The organism is Streptomyces sp. NPDC058674 (genome assembly GCF_042716505.1).
GTDB lineage: Bacteria > Actinomycetota > Actinomycetes > Streptomycetales > Streptomycetaceae > Streptomyces.
The window spans coordinates 15,756-27,593 of record NZ_JBHXSC010000010.1; the positions used below are offsets into that span (position 1 = coordinate 15,756).

Consider the following 11,838-nt stretch of genomic DNA (forward strand, 5'->3'; position numbering starts at 1 on the left):
GGCCCGCCCGGCGATGGGCGGGCCCTTCCGTCAGCGGACGCACGGGCGTCAGTTGTGGCCGAACTTCTTCTGCTTGCTCTTGTGGGCCATGTCCATCGGACTCGGCGCCTGCGACATCGACTCGGACGAGGACTCCGCCGAGCCCTTCGACTGCTCCGGCGCGGACGAGCGGGCCTGCTGTTTCGACGGCTGCTTCTGGTTCTTGTTCTTGGCCATGGTGGAGCCTCCGTGAGGGTCTAGGGGCCAGGACCGCCTTCACACTCACACAGCGCCCGAAACCGCGCATTTTGGATCATTACTGCGTGTAGCCGACCGGCACTTCCGGGCCACCCGGGAGATCCGCCACGCCGATGATCGAGTTCCGGCCGTCAACACCCTTGCGGTCGGGCAGACTCGGGGAATATCCAGAGGACCCCCACGGAAGAGGGTGGAACGCGTGGACCGCTGCGTCGTCCTGGTGGACGCCGGCTATCTGCTGGGCGCCGCCGCGAGCCTTCTCGCAGGGGAGCCCTCACGCTCCCGCATCACCGTCGACCATGCCGCCCTCATCCAGGGACTGCGCGAGCGGGCCCAGGCCGACACGGAGCAGCCCCTGCTGCGGATCTACTGGTTCGACGGAGCGCCCGACCGGGTGCCGCAGCCCGAACACCGGCGGCTGCGCGTCATGCCCCGGGTCACCGTCCGCCTCGGCGCCCTGACCCGCAGCGACGGCCGCTGGGCCCAGAAGGGCGTCGACGCTGCCATGCACGCCGAGCTCACCGAGCTCGCCCGCAACCGCGCCTGCTCCGACGTGGTCCTGGTCACCGGCGACGGCGACCTGCTCCCCGGGCTGATGTCCGCCAAGGAGCACGGCGTCGCCGTCCACCTCTGGGCCGTCCAGGCCGCCGACGGCGACTACAACCAGTCCGAGGACCTCGTCGCCGAAGCCGACGAACGCCGCGTCCTCGACCGGGCCTGGATCACCCGGGCCGTCCGGCCCAAGGACCTCAGCGGCCTGTGCTCCCCGCCGCCCGCCCCGCGCCCCGACATCGCCGCCATCCTCTCCGCCCCGCTGCCCGAGGCCGCCCTCGCCGAGGCCGCCCGCAACGGCACCGCTCCCGCGGCGCCGCGGGAACAGGACGGCGCACCGGCCCCGGCGCCCGTCACCGCCGGCGGCAGGACCGTCCCCACCCCCAAGGACCTCGCCGGCTCGCTGCGGGCACCCGGCCCGCAGGCCGGACACGGGAACGGCGGCGGCCAGCCCCCGGCCGGCAGCGCCCTGCGCTGGTCGTCCGACAAGGGCTGGATCGACCGCGGCGGCCCCCTCGGCGAACCGGCCGAGACCGCCTCGCTGCCCACCCTCGCCCAGCTCACCTCCGCCGAGCAGCGCTGGGCGGACCGCGAGGAGGACATCACCACCGTCGGCGGCGACCCGTTCGAGGTGGGACAGGTGTTCGCCCGCCGCTGGATGGAACGCCTCCCGGACACCGCGCACCTCCAGAAACTGGCCACGATGTACCCCCGCGTCCCGCACCGGATCGACGGGGAGCTGCTGCGCTACGCCGCCCGGTTCGGGCTGCTCGCGCACAAGGACGACCAGATCGACGAGCACGACCGGTACGCCATCCGAGCCGGTTTCTGGCGGGAGATCGACGTCCGCGCGGCCGCCGAGCACGTCGCCGCCGTACCGGCCGCGCCGCCCGGAGCGGGCCCCTCCGACACCGTGGGCCCCGGCGACCCCGGCGGCCGAGCAGGGCCGGGAACCCCGTAGGCTGCTCCCTCGTGAGTACGGGCACAGCACAGGCGGAACCCCGCGGGAAGCGCGGCGCGGCAGCAGCCGCGGAAGCGGCCTCCGACGTGGTCTGCGCGGTGCGTGACCTGGTCAAGACGTACCCCGCGGTCCGCGGCCGGCGCGGGGCGCCGGCCCTGCCCGAGACCCGCGCCAACGACGGCGTCTCCCTCGAGGTGCGCCGCGGCGAGATCTTCGGCCTGCTCGGCCCCAACGGCGCCGGCAAGTCCACCCTGGTCCGCCAGCTCACCGGGCTGATGCGGCCCGACTCCGGCGCCGTCACCCTGCTCGGCCACGACCTCGTACGCCACCCCGGACGGGCGGCCCGGCTGCTCGCCTACCTCGGGCAGGAGTCCACCGCCCTGGACGAGCTCACGGTGGCGCTCGCCGCCGAGACCACCGGCCGGCTGCGCGGACTCGACGTCCGGGCGGCGCGGACCGCGCGCGACGCCGTACTGGAGGAACTCGGGCTGACCGGGATCGCCGGGCGGCCGCTCAAGAAGCTCTCCGGCGGACAGCGCCGCCTCGCCTGCTTCGCCGCCGCGCTGGTCGGCGAGCGGCCCGTCCTCGTCCTCGACGAGCCCACCACCGGCATGGACCCGGTCGCCCGGCGGGCGGTGTGGGCCGCCGTGGACCGGCGGCGCGCTCAGCACGGCGCCACCGTCCTGCTCGTCACCCACAACGTCATCGAGGCCGAGACCGTCCTCGACCGGGTCGCCGTCATCGACCAGGGCCGGGTCATCGCCTGCGACACCCCGGCCGGCCTCAAGGCCGAGGTCTCCGGAGAGGTCCGGCTGGAACTGGTGTGGCGCTCCGCGCCGCCGCTGGAGGTGCCGGAGGTGGCGGCGCTCGCCCCGCGGGCCGCCGAGTCCGGACGGCGGTGGGTGCTCAGGCTCGCGCCGGAGGAGGCGCGGGGCGCGGTGGCCGCCGTCACCGGGGGGCCGGCCTTCGCCGCCCTCGACGATTTCACGTTGGCGACGCCGAGCCTGGAGGACGTCTACCTGGCGCTGGGCGGGCGGATGAAGGGTCTGGTCAAGTCGTGACTGCCGTTGCCGAGGACGCCGTCCCCGCCTCCCTCCCCGTCCCCGCGGCCGCCCCCGCCGAGCTCGCGCCGAAGGCACGGTTCTTCCCCGCGCTGGCCGCCGTGTACCGGGCGCAGCTGTCCCGGGCGCGCGTGGCGCGCATCCCGCTGCTGTTCGTGGCCACCTTCCAGTCCGTCGGGATCATGATCCTGATGCGGGGCGTGGTGGACGGCGGCTCCGAGGCGCGGGCCGTCGTGGCCGGCTCCTCCGTGCTCGTGGTGGCCTTCGTCGCACTGAACCTGCTCGCCCAGTACTTCGGACAGCTGCGGGCGGGCGGCGGGCTCGACCACTACGCCACCCTTCCGGTGCCGCCCGCCTCCGTGGTGCTGGGAGCGGCCGCCGCGTACGCCTCCTTCACCCTGCCGGGGACGCTCGTCACCGCCGTCTTCGGATGCGTGCTCTTCGGGCTGCCGATGGGCGGCCTGTGGATCCTGGCCGCCGTGGTGCCGCTGGCCGGAGCCGCGCTCGCCGGGCTCGGGGCGGCCCTGGGACTGCTGGCCCCGCGTCAGGAACTGGCCACGCTGGCCGGGCAGCTCGGCATGTCCGCGGCCCTCCTGCTGGGGGTCCTGCCGCCGGAGCGGATGCCCGAGCCGATCGTGTGGGCGCGGGACCTGCTGCCGTCCACGTACGGGGTCGAGGCCTTCGCCCGTACCTTCGAGGCGGACCCGGACTGGGCCGCGGTCCTCTTCGACCTGGGGGTCTGCGCCGCCGTCGGCGTGCTGTCACTGGCCGTCGCCACCTGGGCGTACCGCCGGGCGGCGGTCCGCTGACGCCGGTACCGGGCACACCTGGCACGATGTGGGAGTGACCGAAGCCGTGACTCCGCCGTCTCCTCTCGACCCCGCGCAGCCCCCTCCCGGGAAGCCGGGCGACACCGCCGCGGGCATCACCCCGGCGGACGTCCGCGACGGGGCCGCCGTCGCGATGGCGGTCGCCGTGGCCGGGGTCCTCCTCGGACTGCTCTGGGCGTGGCTGGCGCCGCGGGCCCAGTACGTCTCCAACGGGGAGGCGGTGTTCCTGCGGAACTCCGAGAGCGAGGCGCGGATCGGGGCCGACGGCACCTACTTCCTGCTGGCCGCGGGGCTCGGCGTGCTGAGCGCGGTCGGCACCTTCCTGTGGCGCCGGGCCGGCGGCGTGCCGCTGGTGCTCGGCCTCGCGATCGGGTCCGGCTTCGCCGCCCTGGCGGGCTGGCGGCTCGGACTGTGGCTGGGACCGTCCTCGGACCTGGCGGCCGCGGCCCGCGCGGCCGGCAAGGGCGTTCCGTTCGACGCGCCGCTGCAACTGCTGGCGCACGGGGCACTGCTGGTGTGGCCGATGACGGCCGTACTGGTCCACCTCGGGCTGACGGCGCTGTGGTCCCCGCGCGACCCGGACCCGCTGCCGGAGTGGCTGCCGTCCGCCTACCCGGCGCCGCACGTCCACGCCGATCCGGCCGCACCGGAGGCCCCGCGGGGCTGAGCGGCCGGGCTGCGCGCCCGCGCCTGCGACGGATCAGGGGCGGGCGATCGGGGCCAGCGTGGCGTGCGTCAGGGCGGCCAGGTCCGCGGGGGACAGCTCGACCTCCAGACCCCGGCGGCCCGCCGAGACGCAGAGCGTGGCGAGAGCGGAGGCGGAGGCGTCCAGCACGGTGCGCAGCGGCTTGCGCTGGCCCAGCGGAGAGATGCCGCCCCGCACGTAGCCCGTCGTACGCTCCGCCAGCGCCGGGTCGGCCATCGCCGCCCGCTTGCCGCCGACCGCGCTCGCCAGCGCCTTGAGGTCCAGCGAGCCCGAGACCGGGACCACCGCCACCGTCAGGGCCCCGTCCACCTCCGCGACCAGCGTCTTGAAGACCTGGTCCCGCGAAACGCCCATCGCCTCGGCGGCCTCCTCGCCGTACGAGGGGTGCGCCGGGTCGTGTGCGTACGCGTGGGTGGCGAAGGAGACCCCCGCCGCCGTCAGCGCCGCGATCGCCGGCGTGCCCGCGGCGGCCTTCCGCTTCGCCATCGGATCTCCTCCGCCTCAGTTCGGGCTGGTCGGCGTACGGGTCAGGTCCACTGCCGGGAGCGACGGGAGGTGGCGGATCACCGCCGTCTCGGCGCGCAGCAGCTTCAGCTCCTCCGCCAGCCGCGTCGCCGTGTCCGGGGCCTGGAGCAGCCGCTGCTTGGCCGGGATGTCCAGCACCGCCGCCGCAGCGACCAGGTAGGACACCACCGACGGCTCGTCGGGGAGCTCCACGCCCGTCAGGGACCGCTCGCGGGCACCCGCGAGGCGCTTCTGGTAGGCGCGGAAGGCCCGCAGGACCCCCTCGGCCAGCGCGCCCGCGCCCTCGCCCGCGTCCTCCGGGAGCTCTTCCAGCTCCGCCGTCAGGAAGGGGCCCGAGGCGTCCACGGACACCAGGCGGACCCGGTTCGTGCCGGTCGCCAGGACCTCGAAGCTGCCGTCCTCGCGCTCGCGTATCGTCGCCGCGTCCGCGATGCAGCCCACCCGGTGGAAGGCCTGGATCGGGTCCGTGCCGAAGCCCGCGGACGGCCCCCGCTCGGGCAGGGCCGTCTGGTCCGGGAGCCCGGGCGCGGTGGGCGCCACCTCCCGGCCGTCGCGGATCGCGACGACCGCGAACCGGCGCGGCTCGTCCTCGGCCGTCTTCAGCAGGTCGCGCATCATGGCGCGATAGCGCTCCTCGAAGATGTTCAGCGGGAGGACGAGTCCCGGGAACAGCACCGAGTTCAGCGGGAAGAGGGGCAGGCGAACGGTGGTCACGAGGCACAGGGTAATGGCCGGTGACCCACACCCGTCACCCCCGCCTCGGCCGCCGGGGCGCCGTGACACGGGGGGCGTGTATCAGCCAGTGATACGGGCGAACGGTGCCGCTGGGCGGTCTGAGAGAATTGGGGCGTGATCTCTCGTATCGACCTGCGCGGTGACGCCCTCCCCGAGGGCGGCGCCCTGCGCGACCTGCTGCCCCGTGCCGAGTTCGACGTGGAAGCCGCCCTGGAGAAGGTGCGGCCCATCTGCGAGGACGTCCATCATCGCGGCACGGCGGCGCTCATCGAGTACGCGCAGAAGTTCGACGGGGTCGAACTCACGCAGGTCCGGGTGCCCGCGGAGGCCATCGAGGCCGCCCTGGAGCAGTTGGACCCGGCCGTCCGCGCCGCCCTGGAGGAGTCGATCCGGCGCGCCCGGATCGTCCACCGCGCCCAGCGCCGCACCGGGCACACCACCCAGGTGGTCCCCGGCGGCACCGTGACCGAGAAGTGGATTCCGGTGGAGCGCGTGGGGCTGTACGCCCCGGGCGGCCGCTCGGTGTACCCGTCCTCCGTCGTGATGAACGTCGTCCCGGCCCAGGAGGCGGGCGTCGAGTCGATCGCGCTCGCGTCCCCGCCGCAGCGGGCCGCCTACGACGGAGACCCCTTCGGGGGGCTGCCGCACCCGACGATCCTCGCCGCGTGCGCGCTGCTCGGCGTGGACGAGGTCTACGCCGTCGGCGGCGCGGTCGCCGTCGCGATGTTCGCGTACGGCACCACCGGACCGGACGGCTGCCCGCCCGTGAACATGGTCACCGGCCCCGGCAACATCTGGGTCGCCGCCGCCAAGCGCTACTTCACCGGGAGGATCGGCATCGACACCGAGGCCGGCCCCACCGAGATCGCGGTCCTCGCGGACTCCACGGCCGACCCGGTGCACGTGGCCGCCGACCTGATCAGCCAGGCCGAGCACGACCCGCTCGCCGCGGCGGTCCTGGTCACGGACTCCGAGGAGCTCGCGACCGCGGTCGAGAAGGAACTGGAGCCCCAGGTCGCCGCCTCCAAGCACGTCGAGGACCGGATCAAGCCGGCGCTCGCGGGCCGCCAGTCCGCGATCGTGCTCGTCGACAGCCTGGACGACGGCCTCAAGGTCGTCGACGCGTACGGCGCCGAGCACCTGGAGATCCAGACCGCCGACGCCGCCGCCCGGGCCGCCCGCGTCCGCAACGCCGGCGCGATCTTCGTCGGACCCTGGTCCCCGGTCTCCCTCGGCGACTACTGCGCCGGATCGAACCACGTGCTGCCCACCGCCGGCTGCGCCTGCCACTCCTCCGGCCTGTCCGTGCAGTCGTTCCTGCGCGGCGTCCACATCGTCGACTACACGCGCGACGCCCTCGCCGAGGTCACCCACCACGTGGTGGCGCTGGCCGAGGCCGAGGACCTGCCCGCGCACGGCGCCGCCCTCAAGGCGCGCTTCGGCTGGAAGGTGCCCCAGCAGTGACCGCGGACATCGGCATCGACGACCTCCCCATCCGGGACGAGCTGCGCGGCAAGAGCCCGTACGGCGCCCCGCAGCTCGACGTACCCGTCCAGCTCAACACCAACGAGAACCCGTACGAGCTCCCCGAGGAACTCGTGGCGCGGATCGCCGAACGCGTGGCCGACGCCGCCCGCACCCTCAACCGCTACCCCGACCGGGACGCGGTCGAGCTGCGCACCCGCCTCGCCGAGTACCTCACCCGCACGGCCAAGCACCCCGTCGCCCGCGAGAACGTCTGGGCCGCCAACGGCTCCAACGAGGTCATCCAGCAGCTGCTGCAGACCTTCGGCGGCCCCGGGCGCACCGCGATCGGCTTCGAACCCTCCTACTCGATGCACGCGCTCATCGCGCGCGGCACCGGCACGGGATGGATCTCCGGCCCGCGCCGGGACGACTTCACCATCGACGTCGAGGCCGCCGAACGGGCCCTCGCCGAGCACGCCCCCGACGTGGTCTTCATCACCTCGCCCAACAACCCCACCGGCACCGCCGTCGGGGCGGAGACCGTCCTGGCCCTCTACGAGGCCGCCCAGGCCGCCAAGCCGTGCCTGGTCGTCGTGGACGAGGCGTACGTGGAGTTCAGCCACCGGGACTCCCTGCTGCCCCTCATCGAGGGCCGGCCCCACCTCGTGGTCTCCCGGACCATGTCCAAGGCCTTCGGCGCCGCCGGCCTGCGCCTGGGCTACCTGGCCGCTCACCCCGCCGTCGTGGACGCCGTCCAGCTGGTGCGCCTGCCGTACCACCTCTCGGCCGTCACCCAGGCGACCGCGCTGGCCGCACTGGAGCACACCGACACCCTGCTCGGCTACGTCGAGCAGCTCAAGGCCGAACGGGACCGCCTCGTCACCGAGCTGCTGGCCATCGGCTGCGAGGTCACCGAGTCCGACGCGAACTTCATCCAGTTCGGCAGGTTCGAGGACTCCCACACCGCATGGCGCAAGATCCTCGACCGGGGCGTCCTGGTCCGGGACAACGGCGTACCCGGATGGCTGCGGGTCACCGCCGGCACCCCGGCAGAGAACGACGCGTTCCTGGAAGCGGTTCGCGCACTGAAGAAGGAGCAGCACGCATGAGCCGCATCGGACGGGTCGAACGGACCACGAAGGAGACCTCCGTCGTCGTCGAGATAAACCTCGACGGCACCGGCAAGGTCGACGTCTCGACGGGCGTGGGCTTCTACGACCACATGCTCGACCAGCTCGGCCGCCACGGCCTCTTCGACCTCACCGTCAAGACCGAGGGCGACCTGCACATCGACAGCCACCACACCATCGAGGACAGCGCCCTCGCCCTCGGCGCCGCCTTCCGGCAGGCCCTCGGCGACAAGGTCGGCATCTACCGCTTCGGCAACTGCACCGTGCCGCTCGACGAGTCCCTCGCCCAGGTGACCGTCGACCTGTCCGGCCGCCCCTACCTCGTGCACACCGAGCCCGAGAACATGGCGCCGATGATCGGTGCGTACGACACCACGATGACCCGGCACATCTTCGAGTCCTTCGTCGCGCAGGCCCAGATCGCCCTGCACATCCACGTCCCGTACGGCCGCAACGCCCACCACATCGTGGAGTGCCAGTTCAAGGCCCTCGCGCGCGCCCTGCGCTACGCCGCGGAGTTCGACCCGCGCGCGGCCGGCATCCTGCCCTCCACGAAGGGCGCCCTCTAGCCGTGAACGGCCTCAACACCATCCTGATCGTCCTCGGCCTCTTCCTGGCCGGCGGCGTGTACTCCTTCCAGAAGCAGAAGATGCCCCTGTCGGTCATCGTCCTGCTCGCCATCAGCTCCGCGATGTGCCTCGCCGCCGGAGTCCTGCGGATCCAAGGAATCTGGGAATGAGCGCAGACACCCCCTCCCGTACGGCCCGGCCCACGAAGAAGGTCGTCGTCTTCGACTACGGCTTCGGGAACGTCCGCTCCGCGGAGCGGGCCCTCGCCCACGTCGGCGCGGACGTCGAGATCACCCGCGACTACGACCGGGCGATGGACGCCGACGGGCTCCTCGTCCCCGGCGTCGGCGCCTTCTCGGCCTGCATGCGGGGACTGAAGGACGCCCGCGGCGACTGGATCATCGGCCGCCGCCTCTCCGGCGGGCGCCCGGTCATGGGCATCTGCGTCGGCATGCAGATCCTCTTCGAGCGCGGCATCGAGCACGGCGTCGAGACCGAGGGCCTCGACGAGTGGCCCGGCACGGTCGGCCCGCTCAAGGCCCCGATCGTCCCCCACATGGGCTGGAACACCGTGGACGCCCCGGAGGACAGCCAGGCCTTCGCCGGCCTGAACGCCGACGCCCGCTTCTACTTCGTGCACTCCTACGCGGCGCGCGACTGGAGCCTGGAGGTCACCAACCCGGCCATCCGCGCCCCCCGCGTCACCTGGGCCACCCACGGCGAGCGCTTCGTCGCGGCGGTGGAGAACGGGGCCCTGTGGGCCACGCAGTTCCACCCCGAGAAGTCCGGCGACGCCGGGGCCCAGCTCCTCACCAACTGGATCGAGACCCTCTGATGCAGAAGACGCTTGAGCTCCTCCCCGCGGTCGACGTCCGCGACGGACAGGCCGTCCGCCTCGTCCACGGGGTGTCCGGCAGCGAGACCTCCTACGGCTCCCCGCTGGAGGCGGCCCTCGCCTGGCAGGCCGCCGGCGCCCAATGGCTGCACCTGGTCGACCTGGACGCAGCCTTCGGCACCGGTGACAACCGCGCCCTGGTCGCCGAGATCACCGGCGCCATGGACATCAAGGTCGAGCTGTCCGGCGGCATCCGCGACGACGCCTCGCTCGCCGCGGCCCTCGCCACCGGCTGCACCCGCGTCAACCTCGGCACCGCGGCCCTGGAGACCCCCGAGTGGGCCGCCAAGGCCATCGCCGACCACGGCGACCGGATCGCCGTCGGCCTCGACGTGCGCGGCACCACCCTCAAGGGTCGGGGCTGGACCAGCGAGGGCGGCGACCTCTACGAGACCCTCGCCCGCCTCGACTCCGAGGGCTGCGCCCGCTACGTCGTCACCGACATCGGCAAGGACGGCACGCTCACCGGCCCCAACCTGGAGCTGCTGGGGAACGTCTGCGCCGCCACCGACCGGCCCGTCGTGGCCTCCGGCGGCATCTCCTCCCTGGACGACCTGCGGGCGCTCTCCGAGCTGGTCCCGCGGGGTGTCGAGGGCGCGATCGTCGGCAAGGCCCTGTACGCCAAGGCCTTCACCCTGGAAGAAGCCCTGAAGGTGGTCTCCGCATGAGCTCCGACGCCGTACGCCGCATCTCCTCCGGCGGCCCCTACGAGGACGTCATCGGCTACTCCCGGGCCGTTGCGCTCCCCAACGGCCTCGTCCTCGTCTCCGGCTGCACCGCGGCCGACGGCGGCGGCCCGTACGACCAGGCGGTCGGCGCCTTCGGGGCCGCCTTCAAGGCACTGGCCCAGGCCGGGCTCGGCCCCGAGCACGTGGTCCGCACCCGCATGTACATCACGCACGCCCGTGACGTGGACGACGTCGGCCGCGCCCACAAGGAGCTGTTCGACGCCGTCCGCCCCGCCTCCTCCATGATCATCGTCTCCGGGTTCGTCGACCCGGGCATGGTCGTCGAGGTGGAGGTCGAGGCGTTCGGCCCGGTCGAGGGGGCGTCCGCATGACGCTCGCCGTACGGGTGATCCCCTGCCTGGACGTGGACAACGGCCGGGTGGTCAAGGGCGTCAACTTCCAGAACCTGCGCGACGCGGGCGACCCCGTGGAGATGGCCAAGCTGTACGACGCCGAGGGCGCGGACGAGCTGACCTTCCTCGACATCACCGCGTCCTCCGGGAACCGGGAGACCACGTACGACGTGGTGCGCCGCACCGCCGAGCAGGTCTTCATCCCGCTGACCGTGGGCGGCGGCGTCCGCACCGCGGACGACGTGGACAGGCTGCTGCGGGCCGGCGCGGACAAGGTCGGCGTGAACACCGCCGCCATCGCCCGCCCCGAGCTCATCCAGGAGATCGCCGAGCGGTTCGGCCGTCAGGTGCTCGTCCTGTCCGTGGACGCGCGGCGCACGGCCTCCGGCTCCTTCGAGGTCACCACGCACGGCGGCCGCCGGGGCACCGGCATCGACGCGGTGGAGTGGGCGCACCGGGCGGCCGAGCTGGGCGCGGGGGAGATCCTGCTGAACTCGATGGACGCGGACGGCACGAAGGACGGCTACGACACCGAGATGATCGCGGCCGTGCGCAAGCACGTCACGGTCCCGGTGATCGCCTCGGGCGGCGCGGGCACGCTGGCGCACTTCCCGCCGGCGATCGCGGCGGGCGCGGACGCCGTGCTGGCGGCGTCCGTGTTCCACTTCGGCGACCTGCGCATCTCGGAGGTCAAGTCGACCCTCCGCGAGGCGGGCCACCCGGTCCGCTGACCCTCCGCTGCGTTTGCCCTGCGGTGTGCCTTGGGGGCCGGGGGTGCGGTTGCCCGGGGGTGCGCCTGGGGGGCCGGGGGGTGCGGCCGGTGGGGGGTGTCTCCTCGGCTTGCGGAGTGCGGCGGGGTCGGATCGGTGTCGGGGTGGTGGATCCGCGTCGCCTGCGGGGACACCCCCCACCGTCCGCACCCCCCGGCCGGGCGGGGGTTCCCGGGCGGTACCCGGGCCGGGGCCGTGGGGCGGGGACGCCGTGGGGGCTCCCCGCAGGCGACGCGGATCCACCGCCGCGGTCCCCTCCCGGCGCCGCTCGTGTCCGCAAGCCGAGGAGAGCCCCGACGGCGGCACCGCCCCACCCGAA

Annotated in this window: 15 protein-coding genes; 12 read left to right on the top strand and 3 right to left on the bottom strand. The window is 73.9% G+C overall.

Translation table 11 applies throughout. From position 1 onward, the window contains the following. Positions 1-48: 48 nt before the first annotated feature. Entirely contained in the window at positions 49-216 is a 168-nt protein-coding gene (locus ACFWU6_RS07945; RefSeq protein ID WP_383809632.1) for a hypothetical protein, read from the bottom strand. A gap of 211 nt (positions 217-427) precedes the next feature. Here ACFWU6_RS07945 and ACFWU6_RS07950 point away from each other — a divergent pair, with 211 nt between their 5' ends. From ACFWU6_RS07950 to ACFWU6_RS07965, 4 genes are read left to right on the top strand one after another with little or no spacing between them, the layout of a single operon-like run. Further along, positions 428-1,750: an NYN domain-containing protein gene (locus ACFWU6_RS07950; protein WP_383809629.1), complete on the top strand. Its 1,323-nt coding sequence runs from the start codon at positions 428-430 to the stop codon at positions 1,748-1,750. Between the two features lie 11 nt (positions 1,751-1,761). Next, entirely contained in the window at positions 1,762-2,811 is a 1,050-nt protein-coding gene (locus ACFWU6_RS07955) for an ABC transporter ATP-binding protein (protein WP_383809626.1), read from the top strand. Beyond that, complete coding sequence (locus tag ACFWU6_RS07960; protein WP_383809623.1) at positions 2,808-3,620, top strand: ABC transporter permease; 813 nt, start codon at positions 2,808-2,810, stop codon at positions 3,618-3,620. The genes ACFWU6_RS07955 and ACFWU6_RS07960 overlap by 4 nt, the downstream gene beginning before the upstream one ends. 34 nt (positions 3,621-3,654) lie before the next feature. Further along, complete coding sequence (locus tag ACFWU6_RS07965) at positions 3,655-4,308, top strand: hypothetical protein (RefSeq protein WP_383809620.1); 654 nt, start codon at positions 3,655-3,657, stop codon at positions 4,306-4,308. 33 nt (positions 4,309-4,341) lie between these two features. Here ACFWU6_RS07965 and ybaK read toward each other — a convergent pair whose 3' ends face one another. Beyond that, complete coding sequence (ybaK, locus tag ACFWU6_RS07970; protein WP_383979311.1) at positions 4,342-4,833, bottom strand: Cys-tRNA(Pro) deacylase; 492 nt, start codon at positions 4,831-4,833, stop codon at positions 4,342-4,344. 15 nt (positions 4,834-4,848) lie between these two features. After that, positions 4,849-5,586: an LON peptidase substrate-binding domain-containing protein gene (locus ACFWU6_RS07975; RefSeq protein WP_383979314.1), complete on the bottom strand. Its 738-nt coding sequence runs from the start codon at positions 5,584-5,586 to the stop codon at positions 4,849-4,851. A 135-nt stretch (positions 5,587-5,721) separates the two neighbouring features. Here ACFWU6_RS07975 and hisD point away from each other — a divergent pair, with 135 nt between their 5' ends. The 8 genes from hisD to hisF are packed head-to-tail and all read left to right on the top strand — an operon-like array spanning position 5,722 to position 11,480. Beyond that, on the top strand, positions 5,722-7,071 hold the full coding sequence (gene hisD / locus ACFWU6_RS07980) for a histidinol dehydrogenase (RefSeq protein ID WP_383979317.1): 1,350 nt from the start codon (positions 5,722-5,724) through the stop codon (positions 7,069-7,071). Further along, entirely contained in the window at positions 7,068-8,183 is a 1,116-nt protein-coding gene (locus tag ACFWU6_RS07985; protein WP_383809608.1) for a histidinol-phosphate transaminase, read from the top strand. The genes hisD and ACFWU6_RS07985 overlap by 4 nt, the downstream gene beginning before the upstream one ends. Next, positions 8,180-8,773, top strand: a complete 594-nt coding sequence (gene hisB / locus ACFWU6_RS07990) for an imidazoleglycerol-phosphate dehydratase HisB (protein ID WP_150520026.1) — start codon at positions 8,180-8,182, stop codon at positions 8,771-8,773. The genes ACFWU6_RS07985 and hisB overlap by 4 nt, the downstream gene beginning before the upstream one ends. A gap of 2 nt (positions 8,774-8,775) precedes the next feature. Further along, positions 8,776-8,943, top strand: coding sequence for a hypothetical protein (locus tag ACFWU6_RS07995; protein WP_383809603.1), 168 nt, complete (start codon positions 8,776-8,778; stop codon positions 8,941-8,943). Continuing rightward, positions 8,940-9,608: an imidazole glycerol phosphate synthase subunit HisH gene (gene hisH / locus ACFWU6_RS08000; protein WP_383979320.1), complete on the top strand. Its 669-nt coding sequence runs from the start codon at positions 8,940-8,942 to the stop codon at positions 9,606-9,608. The genes ACFWU6_RS07995 and hisH overlap by 4 nt, the downstream gene beginning before the upstream one ends. Next, positions 9,608-10,336: a bifunctional 1-(5-phosphoribosyl)-5-((5-phosphoribosylamino)methylideneamino)imidazole-4-carboxamide isomerase/phosphoribosylanthranilate isomerase PriA gene (gene priA / locus ACFWU6_RS08005; protein ID WP_383809597.1), complete on the top strand. Its 729-nt coding sequence runs from the start codon at positions 9,608-9,610 to the stop codon at positions 10,334-10,336. The genes hisH and priA overlap by 1 nt, the downstream gene beginning before the upstream one ends. Continuing rightward, positions 10,333-10,728 (top strand): RidA family protein, encoded by a 396-nt coding sequence (locus ACFWU6_RS08010; protein ID WP_383809594.1) that lies wholly within the window; start codon positions 10,333-10,335, stop codon positions 10,726-10,728. Before priA ends, ACFWU6_RS08010 begins: the two co-directional genes overlap by 4 nt. Beyond that, entirely contained in the window at positions 10,725-11,480 is a 756-nt protein-coding gene (gene hisF / locus ACFWU6_RS08015) for an imidazole glycerol phosphate synthase subunit HisF (RefSeq protein WP_383809591.1), read from the top strand. The genes ACFWU6_RS08010 and hisF overlap by 4 nt, the downstream gene beginning before the upstream one ends. The last annotated feature ends 358 nt before the right edge of the window (positions 11,481-11,838 follow it).

What these genes read in the sequence shown, in the direction of transcription:
- priA (WP_383809597.1), top strand. Translation starts at nt 9,608, where the DNA reads ATGCAGAAGACGCTTGAGCTCCTCCCCGCGGTCGACGTCCGCGACGGA.
- ACFWU6_RS08010 (WP_383809594.1), top strand. Translation starts at nt 10,333, where the DNA reads ATGAGCTCCGACGCCGTACGCCGCATCTCCTCCGGCGGCCCCTACGAG.
- ACFWU6_RS07945 (WP_383809632.1), bottom strand. Translation starts at nt 216, where the DNA reads ATGGCCAAGAACAAGAACCAGAAGCAGCCGTCGAAACAGCAGGCCCGC.
- hisB (WP_150520026.1), top strand. Translation starts at nt 8,180, where the DNA reads ATGAGCCGCATCGGACGGGTCGAACGGACCACGAAGGAGACCTCCGTC.
- ybaK (WP_383979311.1), bottom strand. Translation starts at nt 4,833, where the DNA reads ATGGCGAAGCGGAAGGCCGCCGCGGGCACGCCGGCGATCGCGGCGCTG.
- hisF (WP_383809591.1), top strand. Translation starts at nt 10,725, where the DNA reads ATGACGCTCGCCGTACGGGTGATCCCCTGCCTGGACGTGGACAACGGC.
- hisH (WP_383979320.1), top strand. Translation starts at nt 8,940, where the DNA reads ATGAGCGCAGACACCCCCTCCCGTACGGCCCGGCCCACGAAGAAGGTC.